The sequence below is a fragment of the Streptomyces sp. NPDC021080 genome (assembly GCF_044333225.1).
In the GTDB taxonomy this organism is placed as follows: Bacteria; Actinomycetota; Actinomycetes; order Streptomycetales; family Streptomycetaceae; genus Streptomyces.
This window is the reverse complement of record NZ_JBIRQM010000019.1, coordinates 25326-43166: the sequence shown is the minus strand read 5'-3', so window position 1 is coordinate 43166 and position 17841 is coordinate 25326. Positions and strand designations below refer to the sequence as shown.

Sequence of the window (17841 nt, the reverse complement as noted above, 5' to 3'; positions counted from 1 at the left end):
ACGCCGGCCCGGTCAGACCCGTCGGTATGCCGAGAGGACGGGCCCATGGCCTACGACGCAGATGTGATCGTCATCGGAGCGGGCCTCGCGGGCCTCGCGGCGACCGCGGAGCTCGTCGACGCCGGCCGCAAGGTGATCCTCCTCGACCAGGAGCCGGAGCAGTCGATCGGCGGGCAGGCGCACTGGTCCTTCGGCGGGCTGTTCTTCGTCGACTCGCCCGAGCAGCGCCGCATGCGGATCAAGGACACGCACGAGCTGGCCCTCCAGGACTGGATGGGCACGGCCGGCTTCGACCGGCCCGAGGACCACTGGCCGCGCAAGTGGGCCGAGGCGTACGTCGACTTCGCGGCCGGCGAGAAGCGGCCCTGGCTGCACGCGCAGGGCGTGCGCTTCTTCCCGGTGGTGGGCTGGGCCGAACGCGGCGGCTACGACGCCAACGGGCACGGCAACTCGGTGCCGCGCTTCCACATCACCTGGGGGACCGGGCCGGGCCTCGTCGCGCCCTTCGAGCGGCGGGTACGGGAAGGGGTCGCCCGGGGTCTGGTCGAGCTGCGGTTCCGGCACCGGGTCACCGGGCTGTCCCGCAGCGCGGGCTCCGTCGACACCGTCACGGGCGAGATCCTGGAGCCGTCCGGCATCGAGCGCGGCCAGGCCAGCAGCCGTACGGTCACCGGCGCCTTCGAGCTCAAGGCCCAGGCCGTGATCGTGACCTCCGGCGGCATCGGCGGCAACCACGACCTCGTGCGCGCCAACTGGCCCGAGCGCCTCGGTACCCCGCCGGAGCGGATGATCTCCGGTGTCCCAGCCCACGTCGACGGCGCCATGCTCGGGATCGCGGAGGGGGCCGGCGCCCGCCTCATCAACCGCGACCGCATGTGGCACTACACCGAGGGCATCCAGAACTGGAACCCCATCTGGGACAAGCACGGCATCCGCATCCTGCCGGGCCCCTCCTCCCTGTGGCTGGACGCGCGCGGCAGCCGGCTGCCGGTCCCGCTCTTCCCGGGCTTCGACACGCTCGGGACCCTCGAACACATCATGAGGACCGGGTACGACTACACCTGGTTCGTGCTCGACCAGAAGATCATCGGCAAGGAGTTCGCGCTCTCCGGCTCGGAGCAGAACCCCGACCTGACCGGCAAGTCGATCCGGGGCGTCCTCGGCCGGGCCCGCGCCGACGTGCCCGCACCGGTCAAGGCGTTCATGGACAACGGCGTCGACTTCGTCGTCGAGAAGGACCTCGGCGCACTGGTGCGCGGGATGAACGCGCTCACCGAGAAGCCGCTCATCGACGAGGCCGCGCTGCGCCGCGAGATCGTCGCGCGGGACCGGGAGATCGCCAACCCCTTCACCAAGGACCTCCAGGTCATGTCGATCCGCGGGGCCCGCAACTACCTCGGCGACAAGCTGATCCGCACGGCGGCCCCGCACCGCATCCTCGACCCCGCGGCCGGACCGCTCATCGCGGTGCGCCTCAACATCCTGACCCGCAAGACCCTCGGCGGTCTGGAGACGGACCTGTCCTCGCGGGTGCTGACCGAGGGCGGCGACCCGCTGGAGGGTGTGTACGCCGCCGGTGAGGCCGCCGGTTTCGGCGGCGGCGGAGTCCACGGGTACCGGTCGCTGGAAGGCACCTTCCTCGGCGGCTGCCTCTTCTCCGGCCGCACGGCGGGCCGGGCGGCGGCCGCGGCGGTGAGCTGACGACGGCCGTGACGGTGAGCTGACGACGGCCGTGACGGTGAGCTGAAGACGGACGGGGCCGGATGGCCGTCCGGCGGGTGACGCCGGGCGGCTGTTCAGGCCATCGGTTCGAAGCGGCGGCCCGACACCTCGCGACAGAGCCGCCGTTCTGCGGGCGGGAGCAAGATGGCTGCTCAAGTGACAGGTGCGGGGCGGCCGTTCGGGGCATTCGTGACAGTTCTCATGCAACTGAGTTACTGGCAAGGGCAGTTGACACGTGTAGCGACTTGGCCGGAGCTTGACTTGAACCCGTGACTCCGGGTTTGCTGTGCGTGATCACCCTTTGACGAACCGCGCCTGTGAGGTTGAGCAGCGGTGTCACCACCCCCACCCCTGGGCCGCGGCCGCAAGCGGACGTCCCAGGCCTTCGACGCCGCCCTCGACGACGCCGAACTCGCAGTCGCACGTACCTCGTTGAACCAGGGGCGGTGGACCGACGTCCGCGACCTCCTCGCGGCGACCGGCGACGACTGGGACCGCCGCGGTCATCGCGTCACCGTTCTCGCGCAGGAGCCCGCGACGCTCGCCTGGGTCCGCGACTGGCTGCTCGTAGAACCGGAGTCCGTCGACGCCGCCGTCCTGCTCGGCTGCGCCACCGTGGAGCGCGCCCTGCACGGCAAGGAGCGCCCGGACAGCGCCCGTGAGGCCTGCCACCGCGCGGCGGCCCTCGCCCCGGACGACCCGACGCCCTGGCTCGGACTCCTCCTCCTGGAGCGCTCGCTCGGGGCCGAGGACGACGTGGTCCGCCTCTTCGACGAGGTGCGCCACCGGCACGCCGTCCATCACCACGCGCACCACCTGATGGCCGCTCGGCTCGCCGAGCGCCGCGCCGAGGCGGGCCGGGACCCGCTGCACGAGGTGTACGACTTCGCCAACTGGTCGGCCGAGCAGGCGCCCGCCGACTCGCCGCTCGCGATCCTTCCGGTCGTCGCGCACGCCGAGCGCTTCCGCGTGCTCGCCCGGGCCGGGGGCGAGCTCGCCGACCCGGTCGCCTCCGGACACTGGGCCGGGCGCCGGGCCCGCCAGGTGATGAAGGCCGCCTTCGACTGGTGGCTGGAGTGGGACCACGTCGACCATCCGCGCCGGCTCGTCGACCTCAACCACCTCGCGCACGCCAAGATCTGCGAGGGCCGGGACGGCGAGGCCGCCGCCCTGTTCCTGCGCATCGCGGAGCACCCGACCGCGGCTCCGTGGTCGTACCCGGACCGTGACGGGTACCAAGCCTTCCGTGCCGCGCGCGACCGCGTGCTCGGCACGGTGTGAACGCCCCCCCCCGAAGACCGACATCCGAAAGGACGACCCCGCGATGACGACGGGCAGTTCGAGCACACCGAGTACGTCGAGCACGGGAAGACCGGACGCCGACGGCGCCGGCATCAGCACGTTCAAGGGGCAGGACCGGGCCCTGCGCGCCGGCCGGCTGGGCACGGCGGGTCTGCTGCTGTCCGTCCTCGCGGCGACCGCCCCGCTCATGGTGGTCGCGGGTGTCATGCCCACTACATTCGCGGTGATGGGTATCGTCGGGCAGCCGCTGCTCTTCGTCATCCTCGGCATCGTCCTCGTGCTCTTCAGCATCGGGTACGCCGAGATGAGCCGGCACGTCCACAACGCGGGCGCCTTCTACGCGTACATCTCGCGCGGGCTCGGCGGCACCTTCGGAGCGGGGGCCGCCGCGGTCGCCCTCGTCGCCTACAGCGCGCTCCAGGTCGGCATCTACGGCCTCTTCGGCTTCGAGGTCTCCGGACTGTGCGCCACCTACCTCCACACCGAAGTCGTGTGGTGGATACCGGCGCTGGCCGCCGTCATCGTCGTGGGCGCGCTGGCCTGGCTCAAGATCGACGTCAACGCCTGGGTGCTCGGCGTGCTGCTGGTCATCGAGGTGACCCTCGTCGTCGTCTTCGACATCGCGGCCGTCGGCGACCCCGCCAAGGCCGGCCTGTCGCTGCACGCCTTCAACCCGGACACCCTCACCGGAGCGGGCGTCGGCACCGCGCTGTGCTTCTGCATCGCGGCCTTCACCGGCTTCGAACAGGCCCCGGTGTACGCCGAGGAGACCAGCCGCCCGCACATCCTCGTGCCGCGCGTGATGTTCCTGGCGATCGGATTCGTCGCCGTCTTCTTCGCGATCAGTTCCTGGGCGCTCACCGTCGCCACCGGACCCGCCGCGATCGTGGGCACGTCCCAGAAGCAGAGCGCCGGGCTGCTGTTCTTCCTCACCGAGTCACGCCTCGGCTCCACGTTCACCGACGTCCTGCACGTGCTGTTCGTGACCGGCATGTTCGCGGCGCTGCTCAGCTTCCACAACGTCGTCGCCCGGTACGCCTTCGCCATGGGCCGCGAGGGCCTGCTGCCCAGCGCCTTCGGCCGGACCTCCGAGGCCAGCGGCGCCCCCGGTACCGGCTCGCTCCTGCACACCGTCGTCTCCCTGGTCGTGGTCGGCGGCTTCGCCCTGTCCGACGACAAGCCGACCGGCGACCCGACCGCGTCCGTGCTCCGGCTGTTCACCTGGGGCGGCAACGTCGGAGCGCTCGGCGTCACCCTCCTGATGGCGGCCGCCTCGCTCTCGGTCATCGTGTTCTTCGTCCGCCGCGGCGCGGCCCGCGCCCAGTCCTGGCGCCTGGTCACCTCGGCGCTCGCGGGCCTCGCCCTGCTCGTCATCGCGGTCTACACGGTCAAGGACTTCGACGTGCTCGTCGGCTCGGGCCCCGAATCCGCCCTGAACGTGCTGCTGCCCGCCGTCATCGGGGCGGCACTGGTCGCCGGACTGGTCCAGGGGCTGGTGATGCGCTCCCGCAAGCCCGAGGCGCACGCCCGGATCGGCCTCGGCAACGAGGCGTTCCAGTTGGACAAGGCGGCCGAGTCCGCCTCCTGATGCGGCCCCGCCGTCCTCTTCGGAGCCGATGATCCCGGACCGTTGGTAAGAAGAAATGACGGAACGCTGACGAGCACCCGCCGCCGCTGGCTTTTTGGGGGCCGCGGGTGCTCGAATCAAGGGGTGAACACTGAAAGGCCCGGGGAACCGGACCCGGAGCGACCGGAGCCCCGCGAACCGGAACGGCCCGAACCGCGTTCTCCGCAAGACCGCGGAGAACGCGGAGACGGTGAAGGCCGCGGAGAGCACGGAGAGCACGGACGCCGTGACGTCCGGGACGGCCGCGAGGCCGGTGACCTCCGCGCGGAATCCGGGGGATCCGAGGAACCCGGCGAACACCAGGCGTCCGGGGAACACGAGGCGTCCGGCGAGGGCGGCAGGCCCATCGGCCGCCGGGTCCTGCTCGGCACGCTCGGACTCGGCGCCCTCGGCGTGCTGGCCGCGCCCACGCTCCAGCGCGCGACGGACGCCTTCCTCGCCGGCGCCTCCCAGCGCGACCCCACGGGTCTGACGGGACTGCTGCCCAACGGCGGCGGATTCCGCTACTACTCGGTGGCCGCCTCCGTCCCCCACAAGAACGAGACGAACTACCGTCTCACCGTCGACGGCCTGGTCGACCACCCCACCGAATACACCCTCGCCGACCTGCGTGCCCTGCCCCAGACCCGTCTGGTGCACGACGTCCAGTGCGTCACCGGCTGGCGGGTTCCGAGCACCCCCTTCGAGGGCGTACGCCTGGCGCACCTGCTCGACGCCGCCGGAGTGCGACCCTCGGCCGGGGCGATCCGCTTCACCTGCTTCGACGGGACGTACACGGAGAGCCTCAGCCTGCGCCAGGCCTACCGCCCGGACGTCCTGGTGGCCCTGCGCATGCAGGACAAGCCCGTCGGCCACAACCACGGCGGCCCCGTCCGGCTCTACGTGGCCCCGATGTACTTCTACAAATCCGCCAAGTGGCTCTCCGGCATCACGGTCACCAAGGACGTCCGTCCCGGGTACTGGGAGAACCGGGGGTACGACGTCGACGCCTGGGTCGGCCGTTCGAACGGACGCGACGATGAACCCACGAGCTGACGAGAGGCCGGCCGTGTCCGCGCACTCCTCCCACGTACGGCGTTTCACCCGCGCCGAGCACTGGGTCCACCGTGTCACCGCGGCGCTGATGGGTGTGTGCGTGGCCACCGCGGCCTGCCTCTACATCCCCCAGTTCGCCGAACTCGTGGGCCGCCGCGAACTCGTCGTCCGGGTCCACGAGGTGGCCGGGGTGATGCTTCCGCTGCCGGTCCTCGCGGGCCTCGCCTCCCGCGCGTTCCGCCGCGACCTGGGCTTCCTGAACCGCTTCGGCCCGCACGACCGGGTGTGGCTGCGCTCGGCACTGCGCCGCGACAAGGACCCGCAGTCCCGTCCGGCGGGCAAGTTCAACGCCGGGCAGAAGATCTACGCCGCCTGGATCGCCGGGGCCACGCTGGTGATGATGGGCACCGGTCTGCTGATGTGGTTCACCCACCTCACCCCGCTGATGTGGCGCACCTCGGCGACCTTCGTCCACGACTGGCTCGCCCTCACCGTCGGCATCGTCCTCGGGGGGCACATCGGTATGGCGATGGCCGATCCGGAGGCCCGGCGGGGCCTGCGCACGGGATCGGTGAGCCGCCGGTGGGCCGATCGCGAGCATCCGCTGTGGCGGCCGTGAGCACGCGCCGGCGACGACGAACGGGCCGCGGGGAGAACCGGGTTCGGTTCTCCCCGCGGCCCGCTCGCGTCACGGCCGTGACAGGTACGGCCGTGAACAGGCGTGGCCGTGACAGGAACGGCCTGGCGGAGCAACTGTCCGGATGACGCGCCTAGATGACGAGGGACAGCAGCAGCACCAGTGCTCCGGCCACCACCGAGATGATCGTCTCCATGACGGACCAGGTCTTCACCGTCTGGCCGACGTCCAGGCCGAAGTACTCCTTCACCAGCCAGAAGCCGGCGTCGTTGACATGGCTGAAGAAGAGCGAGCCCGCGCCGATCGCGAGGACGAGCAGGGAGGTGTGGGTGGTCGACATGTCGGCCGCGAGGGGCGCGACCAGACCGGCCGCCGAGATGGTGGCGACGGTCGCCGAACCGGTCGCGAGCCGGATCGCCACCGCGATCAGCCAGGCCAGCAGCAGCGCGGGGATCGACCAGTCCTCGGAGATCTCCAGGATCATCCGACCCACACCGGAGTCGATCAGCGTCTGCTTGAAGCCGCCGCCCGCGCCGACGATGAGCAGGATGCCGGCGATGGGCGCGAGGGACTTCTCGACGGTCGTCGAGATGCGGTCCCTGGTGAAGCCCGCCGCCCGGCCCAGGGTGAACATGCCCACGATCACGGCCGCGAGCAGCGCGATCAGCGGCGCTCCGACGACGTCGAAGACGCGCTGGGTCGGGTCCGCCGGGTCGTCGACGACGATGTCCACCAGAGCCTTGGCCAGCATCAGCGCCACCGGCAGCAGCATGGTGGCGAGGGTCGCGCCGAAGCTCGGACGCTTCTCCAGGTCCTCCGAGGCGCGCGCCGGGACCATCCGGTCGGGGGCCTGCACGTCCACCCAGCGGGCCGCGTACCGCGAGAACACCGGGCCGGCGACGATCACCGTCGGGATCGCGACCAGGACACCGAGGGCGAGGGTGATGCCGAGGTTCGCCTTCACCGCGTCGATCGCGACCAGCGGACCGGGGTGCGGCGGGATCAGACCGTGCATCACCGACAGGCCCGCGAGCGCCGGGATGCCGATCCGCATCAGCGAGTAGTTGCCGCGCTTGGCGACCATCAGGACCACCGGGATCAGCAGCACGATGCCGACCTCGAAGAACAGCGGCAGACCGATCACCGAGGCGATCAGCACCATCGCCCACGGCATGGCGCGCCCGCCCGCCCTGGCGAGGATCGTGTCGACGATCTGGTCGGCGCCGCCCGAGTCGGCGAGCAGCTTGCCGAGGATCGCGCCGAGGGCGATCAGGACACCCACACCGGCCACGGTCGAGCCGAGTCCGGTGGTGAAGCTGACGATGACCTTGTCGAGCGGGGCCCCGGCGAACGCGCCGAGGGCCAGCGAGCCGATGGTCAGGGCGAGGAAGGCGTGCAGCTTGAACCGGGTGATGAGCAGGACGATGACGGCTATGCCCAGCAGCACGGCTATGCCCAGTCGAGCGTGGCCCGCCGAGGTGATCGGTTCGACGGTGTCCGCTGCCAGCATCTCGACACTGAGTCTGGTCACGGTTGGTCCCTTGCTTGAGAAAACGGACGCGGGGAAGGTGGTGCGCTGTCGCGGTTGGACAGCGTTGTCACAGGTGCGCGGTACGGGGGAGGGGAGTGCGGGGCAGGACGCCGGGCCCCGGGGTGCTGAGGCCGGGGAACCGGGGCCGGGGCGCTACCGCCTGAGGCCGGGGGTCTACCGCCGGGTCGGTTCGAGGGCGTCGAGCGCCGTCACGGCCCGCTCGGTGATCTCTGCGGGACCGCCCGACACGTCCACCTCGACGCCCGCCTCGTCCGCCGCCAGCGGCTGGAGCGTGGCGAACTGCGAGTCCAGGAGCGCCGTGGGCATGAAGTGCCCCGTGCGGTGCGACATCCGGTCCTCGATGAGTTCACGGGTGCCGGTCAGATGGACGAAGACGATCCCGGGCGCCGCCGCCCGCAGCCGGTCCCGGTAGACGCGCTTGAGCGCCGAGCTGCTGACCACGCCGCCGAGTCCGGCCCGGTCGTGCGCCCACTGCCCGATGGAGTCCAGCCACGGCCACCGGTCCTCGTCGGCCAGCGGCGTCCCGGCCGACATCTTGGCGATGTTGGCCTGCGGGTGGAAGTCGTCGCCCTCGGCGTAGGGCACGCCGAGCCGGGCCGCGAGCAACGGGCCGATGGTGGTCTTCCCGGTTCCCGCGACGCCCATGACCACGACGACGTGGGGGGTGGGACTGTGCTGCATCACGTTCTCGCTGTCTTCGTCGACATCTGATGTAGACGCCACTGAAACGCATTAGGTACGACGAATACAAGAGTGTGTGATGTATAAGTCTGACTTTTTATTCGGGACGTCGGCCTCGTACGCTGGCTCCATGACCACACGGGGCCGGGGGCTGCACGGGCACGTACTGGAAACCCTCGGGCCGGCGATCACGGCGGGCGACTACCCGCCGGGGAGCGTCCTGCGCACCGACGAGCTCGCGCAGCGCTTCGAGGTGTCCCGCTCCGTGATGCGCGAGGCGGTCCGGGTGCTCGAATCCATGTACCTGGTCGAGTCCCGCCGCCGCGTGGGCGTGACGGTCCGCCCCAAGTCCGAGTGGAACGTCTACGATCCCCAGGTCATCCGCTGGCGGCTGGCCGGCGCCGACCGCCCCCACCAGCTGCGTTCCCTCACCGTCCTGCGCTCGGCGATCGAGCCCGTCGCCGCGGGACTGGCCGCCCGGCACGCCACCGCCGAGCAGTGCGCGGAGCTCACCGAGTGCGCGCTCGGCATGGTCGCCACCTCACGCGGGCACCAGCTGGAGGGGTATCTCGTCCACGACGTCGCCTTCCACCGGGTGATCCTCAGGGCGTCGGGCAACGAGATGTTCGCCCGCCTGGGGGACGTCGTCGCGGAGGTCCTGTCCGGCCGCACCCATCACGACGTCATGTTCGAGGATCCCGACCCCGCCGCCGTCACCCTGCACGTCCAGCTCGCCGAGGCGGTCCGCGAGGGCGACGCCCGGCGCGCCGAGCAGCTCACCCGCGAGATCACGGTCGGCGCGCTCCAGGAACTGGACGTCCTGGCCCCCTGACAGCCGGTACGGCCGATCCCCGCGCCGGACCCCGCGCCGACCGCGTTCAGGCGGTCGTCGCGCGTCCGGGAACGTCAGTCGAGGAACTCCCCGTCCACGTACACCCAGGCCCCGTCCACCCGCTCGAACCGGCTCCGCTCGTGCAGCGAACCGCCCCGGTAGGAGGCCCGGAACGTCACGGTCCCCGTGGTGTGGAACGCCGAGCCCTGCCCCGTGTCCAGGATCTCCAGGCCGGTCCACCGCATCCCCGGGTCGAACTCCACCCGGGCCGGCCGGGTCCGCGGATGCCAGGTGCGCAGCAGGTACCCCTCGTCCTCCTTCACGAAGGCGCAGTAGCGGGACCGCATGAGCGCCTCGGCACTCGGCGCCGCGGCCTCGCCGCGATGGAAGCGCCCGCAGCAGCGCGCGTACGGCTCGGCGAGCCCGCAGGGGCAGGAACGGCTGGTCATCGCGTCATTCTCCCCGGACCCGGGCCGGGTCCGCGCCCGGCGGCGGATAGGTGGGCGGATAGGCGGGCCGGGCCGGCAACCGCGGCGCGGGCTCAGGCAGTTGCGGGGCGGCCTCCGGCAGCGGCGGCAGCGCCGTCTCGTACAGCCACGCCGTGAACAGATCGTCCAGCGGCTCGGGCGCGTAGCGCGAGACGTGCGCGGTGAAGACGGACGTGGTGACTGTGCCGCCCCGGTGCAGCGTCGCCCAGCCGCGCAGCATGCGGAAGAACGCCTCGTCGCCCATCGCGCAGCGGATCGCGTGCACCACGAGGCCGCCGCGCTGATAGAGCCGGTCGTCGAACATCAGCTTGCGGCCCGGGTCCGACAGCAGCAGATCCCGCGGCAGCGCGGCCAGCTTGCGGTGCGCGGCGGCGGCGAGCTGACGCGCCGGGCGGCCACCGGAGCGCTCCGACCACAGCCACTCGGCGTACTTCGCGAGCCCCTCGTTCAGCCAGATGTGCCGCCAGTCCGCGATGGTCACACTGTTGCCGAACCACTGGTGCGCCAGCTCGTGCGCGATCAGCCGCTCCGAACCCCGCGTCCCGTCCACATGATTGGCGCCGAACAGCGACAGACCCTGCGCCTCGACCGGGACGTCCAGCTCCTCCTCGGTCACCACGACCGCGTACTCGCCGAACGGATACGGCCCGAACAGGTTCTGGAACAGCTCCATCATCGCGGGCTGCCGCGCGAAGTCCCGGGAGAACTCCGGGAGCAGCTGCGCGGGCAGATACCCCGACTGCGGTACGCCCCCGAGGCCCGGGTCGCCGAGCAGCACCGTCTGGTACTTGCCGATCGACAGGCCCACCAGATAGCTGGAGGTGGGCGCGGGCTGCTCGTACACCCAGGTCGTGGTCGACGCCTTCGTCGTCCGCGTCAGCAGACGCCCGCCGGCCACCACCGCGTAGGCGGAGGGCGTGGTGACCGAGATCTGGTACGCGGCCTTGTCGGCCGGCCGGTCGTTGCACGGATACCAGGACGGCGAACCGACCGGCTGGCTCGCCACCAGCGCCCCGTCCTCCAGCTCCTCCCAGCCGAGCCCGCCCCAGGGACTGCCGACCGGCTTGGGATTGCCCGACCAGTGCACCTCGACGGTGAACGCGGCACCGGCCCGCAGCGGCTTCGGCGGACGGATCCGCAGCCGGCCGCCCCGGTGCGTGTAGTGCGGGGCCTTCCCGTCGACCCGGACCCGGCCGATCCGGAAGTCGGCCAGGTTCAGCTGGAACTCGGTCAGCGCGGCACGGCCCGCTATGGCGTTGATCCGCGCGGTGCCGGACAGCCGGTTCGGGCCGGGGCGGTAGTCCAGCGCGAGCTCGTACCGGTGCACCCGGTAACGGGAATCTCCGTTGGCCGGGAAATAGGGGTCCGGTCCCGCTGTCTGCTGAACGCTCACTGCTGCGACTGCTCCCTGCCCTGTGCTCGACGTCCCGCTGTACCGCCCTTCCTGGCCGATCAGGTCAATTCTGCTACGAACGCCAGGCCTCGATCGGGTTGCCCAGCCAGCGGGTGTCGTCGGGAACGGACTCCGCCGCCATCACCAGCGACGCGGGACCCAGAGTGGAACGGGCGCCGACGGTGCTGCCGGGCAGGACGATTCCGCCCGGACCCAGAGTGGCGCCCTCACGGAGGACCACAGTATCCGTCCGCAAGATCCGGTCGTGGAAGAGGTGGGTCTGCAGGACACAGCCCCGGTTGACCGTCACCGCGTCGCCCAGCGTCACCAGGTCCGACTCCGGCAGCCAGTAACTCTCGACCCACGCGCCCCGCCCGATCCGGGCGCCGAGCCCCCGCAGCCACGCCGTCATCAGCGGTGTACCGGGCACGGACCCCGCCAGCCACGGCACGGCGACGACCTCCACGAAGGTGTCGGCCAGCTCGTTGCGCCACACGAAACCGCTCCACAGCGGATGCTCACCGGCACGGTGCCGGCCCACCAGCAGCCACTTCGCCACGACGGAGACCAGGCACGCGAGCACACCCGCGGCGAGCACGACCGCACCCGAGAACGCCCACGCCCACGGCCCCAGCGCACACAGCGCGGCGACCGTCAGCACGGCCAGCGCCGCCGAGCAGAACACCGGCACCAGACGGCACAGCTCCACCAGGCCGCGCGCCCACAGCAGCCGGGCCGGCGGCTCGTACGTACGGCTCTGGTCGCCGCCCTGCGCCGCACGCGGCAGCTTCATCGGCGGCAGCCCCAGATACGAGCTGCCCTTCTTCGCCTTCTTCGGCGTCGCCGACAGCACCCCGACCAGACCGCCGTCCGGCACACTGCGGCCCGGAGCGGTCATCCCGGAATTGCCGAGGAAGGCCCGCCGGCCGATCTCCGCCCGCCCGATGCGCATCCAGCCGCCACCGAGTTCGTACGGCGCCGTCAGCGTGTCGTCCGCGAGGAACGCGCCGTCGCCGACCGTCGTCAGACTCGGCAGCGCGAGCACGGTCGACACCTCGGCGCCCCGGCCGACCCGCATGCCGAGGAGCCGCAGCCACACCGGCGTGATCAGCCCGGCGTACAGCGGGAACAGCGTCTCCCGGGAGCGGTCCATCAGCTGGGTGACCGTCCAGGCCTGCCAGCCGACCCGGCTGTGCGTCGGATGCGTGCCCTCGTGCAGCCCGAGACTCAGCAGCCGCACGGCCACCAGGAGCAGCAGCGCGTACGCGAGACCGAACGCGAGCGTCGCCGGAACGAGGGCGAGCGAGGCACCGCGCAGCGCCGCGCCGAGCCCGGCGTCCGCGCCCACGAACACCCGGACCACCAGCAGCGCGGCCGCCGCGGCCAGCACCGGCAGCGCGCTCAGCCCGAGCCCGGTCACGCCGTACATCACCCGCCAGTAGGTGCCGCGCTGCGGCCGGTCCTTCGGCCACGCGCGCTTGGCCTTCCCGAGCTTGACCGCGGGCGCCCCGGCCCAGCGCTGCCCCGTCGGGACCTGGCCCGCCACGGCGGACCCCGGCGCCACCTCGGCGCGCTTGCCCACCCGGGAGCCGGGGAAGAGGACGCTGCGCGTGCCGACCACGGCACCGGCGCCCACCTTGACCGCACCGATCTCCAGCCGGTCACCGTCCAGCCAGTACCCCGACAGGTCCACCTCCGACTCGACGGCGGCACCCCGGCCCATCTTGAGCATGCCGGTCACCGGCGGCAGCGAGTGCAGATCCACGTCCGGACCGATCCGGGCGCCCAGGGCACGCGCGTACCGCTCCAGCCAGGACCCGGTCAGCGAGGTCGCCCCGCTGAAGGCGGCGAGCCGCTCGGCCGTCCACAGCCGCAGATGGACACTCCCGCCGCGCGGGTACCGGCCGGGCCCGACACCGCGCAGCAGCAGTCGCGCACCGCCCGCGGCGACGGCGAGCCGCCCCGGCGGGCTGTACAGAACGAGCGCGCCGGCGCCCACCAGCCACCACGAGGCGCCCGGCGCCCACGGATACGGGCCGAACCGGTGCAGTACGTTGCCGAGGGCGGCCAGCGACACCGTCCAGCGCAGTCCGAGCAGGGCGAACAGCGGGACCAGCACGAGCAGCTGGATCAGCTTGGCGCGCACCGGGACCGGTGCGACGACCCGCTCGGCGCCGTCGTCCTGGCCGGACCGCTCCAGATACCGGGCCAGCTTGCGCAGCGCGGGCTGCTGATAGATGTCGAGCACGGCCGCGTTCGGATAGCGGGAGCGCAGTCTCGTGGTGAGCTGGGCGGCCGCCAGACTGGAACCGCCGATCGCGAAGAAGTCGTCGCCGGCGCCCCCGACGGGGGTGCCCAGCACCTCGCTCCACTGCTCGGCGAGCCAGGCCTCGGTGCCGTACAGCTCCTCCTTGGCACCGCCGGTCTCCAGGCCCTCCAGCGGCCAGGGCAGCGCGTTGCGGTCGACCTTGCCGGACGTCCGGGTCGGCAGGTCATCGACCGGCGCGATCAGCGGAACCAGTGCGGCGGGCAGTTCGGCACGCAGCTTCTCGACCGCGGCCGCCCGGTCCCAGCCGTCCTGGGTGACGACGTAACCGACGAGCAGCTGATTGCCGCCGCGCGCGGTCCGTACCGCGGCCGCGGCGCCCGCGACCCCGGGCAGTGCCTGCAGCGCCGCGTCCACCTCGCCGAGCTCGATCCGGCGCCCGCCGAGCTTGATCTGCTCGTCGGCCCGCCCGAGGAAGATCAGCCCCTCGGGTTCGGCCTTCACCAGGTCACCGCTGCGGTACGCCCGCTCCCAGCCCAGCGACGTGAGCGGCGCGTACTTCTCGGCGTCCTTCTCCGCGTCGAGATAGCGGGCGAGTCCGACCCCGCCGATCACCAGCTGGCCGCTGCCGCCCATCGGCACCGGCTCGCCCGCCTCGTCGACGACCGCGAGCTCCCAGCCGTTCAGCGGCAGCCCGATACGGATGGGCTCGTCGCCGGTCAGCAGCGAGGCGCAGGCCACGACGGTCGCCTCGGTCGGCCCGTAGGTGTTCCACACCTCCCGGCCCTCGGTCACCAGGCGCTGGGTCAGCTCGGGCGGGCAGGCCTCGCCGCCGAAGATCAGCAGCCGGACCTCGTTCAGGGTCTCGGGCTCCCACAGTGCGGCGAGGGTGGGCACGGTGGAGACGACGGTGATCTCCTGCTCGACCAGCCAGGGGCCGAGATCGGCGCCGCTGCGCACCTGGGAGCGCGGCACCGGCACCAGGCAGGCCCCGTACCGCCAGGCCAGCCACATCTCCTCGCAGGAGGCGTCGAAGGCGACGGACAGGCCCGCCATGACCCGGTCGCCGGGGCCGATCGGTTCCTCGGCCAGGAACAGGTCCGCCTCCGCGTCCACGAAGGCGGCGGCGCTGCGGTGGCTCACGGCGACGCCCTTGGGCTTTCCGGTGGAACCCGAGGTGAAGATGATCCACGCGTCGTGCTCGACGCCCGGCCGCCCGGCCGGGACCTCGGAGCGGCCGTGGACGGTCAGCTCGTGCCCGGCGCCGACGACCGCGCGCACCCCGGCCTCGGAGAAGACCAGCTCGGCCCGCTCGTCGGGGTCCTCGGCGTCCACCGGGACATAGGCGGCTCCGGCCGCGAGGACGCCGAGGATCGCCACGTACAGCTCGTTCGTGCCGGACGGGACCCGCACACCGACCCGGTCGCCGAGACCGACCCCGGCCTCCGCGAGCCGCGACCGCACGGCGTCCACCTCGGCGGCCAGGGCCCGGTAGGTGAGGGCGCGCCGGCCGTCGTCGAGGGCGGGCTCGTCGGGGTGGGCCCGTACGGAGGCGTCGAGGATGTCGACGAGCGTGCGCGGCGAGGCGGCCGAGGCGGCGGAGAAGCGCGCCTGGACACCGAACTCCGCACGCACCTCGTCGTCGGACAGCGCGAGTGCGGGGCTTTGCTGGAGGGCTGCCATCGGGTCCTCACGTGTTGTTCCCGGATGCTCCGGGGAGCCGGTGGGCCCGCAGGTACGCCTGGGGATATTCCGGTCCAGCTCCGAACAAGCCTGCAATTTTAGTACGACGCTAGCTTCGGACCTGGGGATCAGCGATGCGAGGCGCTCCCGAGAGGCTCTTCCGGCCCTCTCCTCCAGCGCTGTGACGTGGGAATACGTCAGCGTGACGAGATCTGCCCCACATCTTTGCGTGACGCCGTGAACACAGTGAGCGAGGGCCCCGAAACGGTGATCGGGGCCCTCGCCGGTCGTACGGGGTGACGCGGGGCGGCACTGTTCCTCGGTGCGGTCCCGCCGGGTCAGCCCGCGGCGCAGGAGACCGTCGGCCACGTCCACGTGCCGTTGGTCTGAATGGTGACGCCGAAGGTGTTGCCGTTGCCGTTGGGCCTGGCCGTCAGGACCTGGGCGCTGGGGTAGCTCGCGCTGGTGTTCCAGGTCGAGAGGATCTTCTCGGGAGCGGGGACGTTCATGGTCACGGTCCAGTTGCTCGATCCGGTGACGGCGACGTTGAGGTTGTACCGGTCGCTCCACTGCTGGCCGGCCGACAACGTCGCGGTACACCCGCCGCCACCGCCACCGCCACCGCCACCGCCGCCACCCGTGCCGCCGTCGGGAGCCACGGCGCGGCCGGTCCCCGGGGAGATCATCCCGGCGCACAGGCCGCGGGAGGCCAGCCCCTGCGCGATGCGCGGGATCGCGGCGATCGTGTTGGCCGGCCAGTCGTGCATGAGGATGATCTGGCCGTTGGTGAGCCGGCCGGCCGCCTGCACGATCGCGTCGGTGCTCGCGCCGTTCCAGTCCTGCGAGTCGACGTCCCAGATGATCTCGGTCAGGCCGTACTTGGCCTCGACCGACTTCAGCGTCGCGTTGGTCTCCCCGTACGGCGGGCGGAACAGTTTCGGGGTGCCGCCGCCGGCGCCGGCGATGGCCTGCTGGGTCCGGGAGATCTCCGAGTCGATCTGGGCCTGGCTCTCCTGGGTGAGATGCGGATGGGTGTAGCTGTGGTTGCCCACCCACATGCCCGCGTCGACCTGGGCCCGCACCTGGGCGGGGCTGGACGCCGCGTACTGGCCCTCGTTGAACATCGTGGCCCGCAGCCCGTTCTGCTTGAGGGCGTTGAGCAGGCTCGACGTGGTGCTGGACGGCCCGTCGTCGAAGGTGAGTCCGACGTACCCGTTGCAGGTGGCGGCCCGCGCCGGTCCGGTGTCGAGGGCGAGGGTGCCCGCGGCGGCCGTCGCCACGACGGCCAGTCCCGTGACGAGCGTGCGTAACGAGCCGAGTGGTCCGAATCTGGTGCGGAATCTCATGCGAAGTGTTCCTTCGGCCTGGTGGGGGCGGGGGTCAGCTCGCGGTGCAGGAGACCGTGGGCCAGGTCCAGTTGCCGTTGGCCTGGACGGTGACGCCGAAGTTGTTGCCGCTGCCGTTGGGTTTCGCGGTCAGGACCTGGGCGCTGGGGTAGCTCGCGCTGATGTTCCAGGTCGAGAGGATCTTCGCCGGGGACGGTACGTTCATCGTCACGGTCCAGTTGCTGGAGCCGGTGACGGCGACGTTGAGGTTGTACCGGTCGCTCCACTGCTGGCCGGCCGACAGGGTCGCGGCGCACCCGCCGGAGCCGCCGCCAGAGCCGCCGCCGGACCCGCCGCCCGATCCGGCGTCGCCGACGGTGATGTTGGAGTTCCCGCTGCTCTGGTAACCCTCGGTGGCGAGGATCATGTAGTAGTTGAAGCTGCCCAGGTTCATGCCGGCGCGGGCCCAGGCGTCGAAGTGGTTGCCGGTCGTGATGGTCCCGCCGGTCCGCTTCGACTGGCGGACGCTCCAGTACTGGTCGAAGGTGCGGGTGCCCTCGACGGAGGGGGCGTTGGTGCGCGTCGTCTTGTAGATGTCGTACGTGCCGCCGTCGCTGGTGACGGTGCCCATGAACGTTCCGGTGGGCCGATAGGTGCCCCAGTTGTCGACGATGTAGTACTCGACGAGCGGGTTGGAGGTCCACCCGTAGAGGGACAGGTAGGCGTTGCCGGACGGGTTGAAGGACCCCGAGTAGGTCACGCTCCGGCGTCCGCCGTTGCTCCAGCCCTTGCCCGCGACGAAGTTCCCGGTGTTGCTCCACGAGGTGCTGTAGTTGCCGCCGGAGCCCAGGTTCATGGACACCGTGCCGCTGCTGTCGGTCCAGAACGAGTAGTAGTACCCGTTGTCGGTGCCGGTCTGGTTCGAGGTGATGACCGTGCCGGCCTGTGCCGTGCCGGGCAGGGTCATCGCGGCCACGGCGACCAGCAGCATGGTGCAGACACCGCTGATGAGCAGCCTGAAGCGACGGAACGTCCCGGAGCGACCGCTACGGCGGCTCGGCGGGTGTGCGGGTGCGTCGATCATGTGCGTGTTTCCTCCTCGTCCTCGTGAGGTGGCGCGCTGCGAATCGCCCACAGTGTTGAACCGGCCCTGTCAAGTGTCAATACTTTCGACGCCATGGGCGAAACATTCGCCGGAGCTGGCAATGGGATGGATGGGTGTTGTGCCAGCTCAGGCGAGCCGAAAGGGTCAGCTTGAAATGAGCGATCGTCGACTGTGTGCGCGACAAGATCGAGAA

13 protein-coding genes are annotated in these 17841 nt (G+C 71.6%); 6 read left to right on the top strand and 7 right to left on the bottom strand.

Features of this window, described 5'->3' with window-relative positions:
• Window positions 1-45 precede the first annotated feature (45 nt).
• The 5 genes from ACH4S8_RS36460 to ACH4S8_RS36440 all read left to right on the top strand — a co-directional run bounded on the left by ACH4S8_RS36460 (window position 46) and on the right by ACH4S8_RS36440 (window position 6305).
• Complete coding sequence (locus ACH4S8_RS36460; RefSeq protein WP_398401975.1) at window positions 46-1701, top strand: FAD-binding dehydrogenase; 1656 nt, start codon at window positions 46-48, stop codon at window positions 1699-1701.
• Window positions 1702-2055: 354 nt separating this feature from the next.
• The gene (locus ACH4S8_RS36455) at window positions 2056-3003 is read left to right on the top strand and encodes a hypothetical protein (protein WP_398401973.1); all 948 of its coding nucleotides are present in this window, start codon (window positions 2056-2058) and stop codon (window positions 3001-3003) included.
• 43 nt (window positions 3004-3046) lie between these two features.
• Entirely contained in the window at window positions 3047-4612 is a 1566-nt protein-coding gene (locus ACH4S8_RS36450) for an APC family permease (protein ID WP_398401971.1), read from the top strand.
• Between the two features lie 384 nt (window positions 4613-4996).
• Window positions 4997-5686, top strand: a complete 690-nt coding sequence (locus tag ACH4S8_RS36445; protein ID WP_398402224.1) for a molybdopterin-dependent oxidoreductase — start codon at window positions 4997-4999, stop codon at window positions 5684-5686.
• Window positions 5670-6305, top strand: a complete 636-nt coding sequence (locus ACH4S8_RS36440) for a cytochrome b/b6 domain-containing protein (RefSeq protein WP_398401969.1) — start codon at window positions 5670-5672, stop codon at window positions 6303-6305. The genes ACH4S8_RS36445 and ACH4S8_RS36440 overlap by 17 nt, the downstream gene beginning before the upstream one ends.
• A gap of 151 nt (window positions 6306-6456) precedes the next feature.
• Here ACH4S8_RS36440 and ACH4S8_RS36435 read toward each other — a convergent pair whose 3' ends face one another.
• A complete protein-coding gene (locus tag ACH4S8_RS36435) occupies window positions 6457-7854 on the bottom strand; it encodes a gluconate:H+ symporter (RefSeq protein WP_398401967.1) in 1398 nt (465 codons plus the stop codon).
• A 174-nt stretch (window positions 7855-8028) separates the two neighbouring features.
• Window positions 8029-8556: a gluconokinase gene (locus tag ACH4S8_RS36430; RefSeq protein ID WP_398402222.1), complete on the bottom strand. Its 528-nt coding sequence runs from the start codon at window positions 8554-8556 to the stop codon at window positions 8029-8031.
• A gap of 130 nt (window positions 8557-8686) precedes the next feature.
• Here ACH4S8_RS36430 and ACH4S8_RS36425 point away from each other — a divergent pair, with 130 nt between their 5' ends.
• Window positions 8687-9388, top strand: coding sequence for a FadR/GntR family transcriptional regulator (locus ACH4S8_RS36425; protein ID WP_398401965.1), 702 nt, complete (start codon window positions 8687-8689; stop codon window positions 9386-9388).
• Between the two features lie 74 nt (window positions 9389-9462).
• Here ACH4S8_RS36425 and ACH4S8_RS36420 read toward each other — a convergent pair whose 3' ends face one another.
• From ACH4S8_RS36420 to ACH4S8_RS36400, 5 genes are all read right to left on the bottom strand, one after another.
• Window positions 9463-9837: a YchJ family protein gene (locus ACH4S8_RS36420; RefSeq protein WP_398401963.1), complete on the bottom strand. Its 375-nt coding sequence runs from the start codon at window positions 9835-9837 to the stop codon at window positions 9463-9465.
• A 4-nt stretch (window positions 9838-9841) separates the two neighbouring features.
• Window positions 9842-11269 (bottom strand): M1 family metallopeptidase, encoded by a 1428-nt coding sequence (locus ACH4S8_RS36415; RefSeq protein WP_398401961.1) that lies wholly within the window; start codon window positions 11267-11269, stop codon window positions 9842-9844.
• A 73-nt stretch (window positions 11270-11342) separates the two neighbouring features.
• Window positions 11343-15218: a Pls/PosA family non-ribosomal peptide synthetase gene (locus tag ACH4S8_RS36410; protein WP_398401959.1), complete on the bottom strand. Its 3876-nt coding sequence runs from the start codon at window positions 15216-15218 to the stop codon at window positions 11343-11345.
• Window positions 15219-15556: 338 nt separating this feature from the next.
• On the bottom strand, window positions 15557-16564 hold the full coding sequence (locus ACH4S8_RS36405; RefSeq protein ID WP_398401957.1) for a polysaccharide deacetylase family protein: 1008 nt from the start codon (window positions 16562-16564) through the stop codon (window positions 15557-15559).
• Between the two features lie 34 nt (window positions 16565-16598).
• A complete protein-coding gene (locus tag ACH4S8_RS36400) occupies window positions 16599-17627 on the bottom strand; it encodes a glycoside hydrolase family 11 protein (protein WP_398401955.1) in 1029 nt (342 codons plus the stop codon).
• Window positions 17628-17841: the final 214 nt, after the last annotated feature.

What these genes read in the sequence shown, in the direction of transcription:
- ACH4S8_RS36405 (WP_398401957.1), bottom strand. Translation starts at nt 16,564, where the DNA reads ATGAGATTCCGCACCAGATTCGGACCACTCGGCTCGTTACGCACGCTC.
- ACH4S8_RS36430 (WP_398402222.1), bottom strand. Translation starts at nt 8,556, where the DNA reads ATGCAGCACAGTCCCACCCCCCACGTCGTCGTGGTCATGGGCGTCGCG.
- ACH4S8_RS36450 (WP_398401971.1), top strand. Translation starts at nt 3,047, where the DNA reads ATGACGACGGGCAGTTCGAGCACACCGAGTACGTCGAGCACGGGAAGA.
- ACH4S8_RS36420 (WP_398401963.1), bottom strand. Translation starts at nt 9,837, where the DNA reads ATGACCAGCCGTTCCTGCCCCTGCGGGCTCGCCGAGCCGTACGCGCGC.
- ACH4S8_RS36410 (WP_398401959.1), bottom strand. Translation starts at nt 15,218, where the DNA reads ATGGCAGCCCTCCAGCAAAGCCCCGCACTCGCGCTGTCCGACGACGAG.
- ACH4S8_RS36400 (WP_398401955.1), bottom strand. Translation starts at nt 17,627, where the DNA reads ATGATCGACGCACCCGCACACCCGCCGAGCCGCCGTAGCGGTCGCTCC.
- ACH4S8_RS36440 (WP_398401969.1), top strand. Translation starts at nt 5,670, where the DNA reads ATGAACCCACGAGCTGACGAGAGGCCGGCCGTGTCCGCGCACTCCTCC.
- ACH4S8_RS36425 (WP_398401965.1), top strand. Translation starts at nt 8,687, where the DNA reads ATGACCACACGGGGCCGGGGGCTGCACGGGCACGTACTGGAAACCCTC.
- ACH4S8_RS36460 (WP_398401975.1), top strand. Translation starts at nt 46, where the DNA reads ATGGCCTACGACGCAGATGTGATCGTCATCGGAGCGGGCCTCGCGGGC.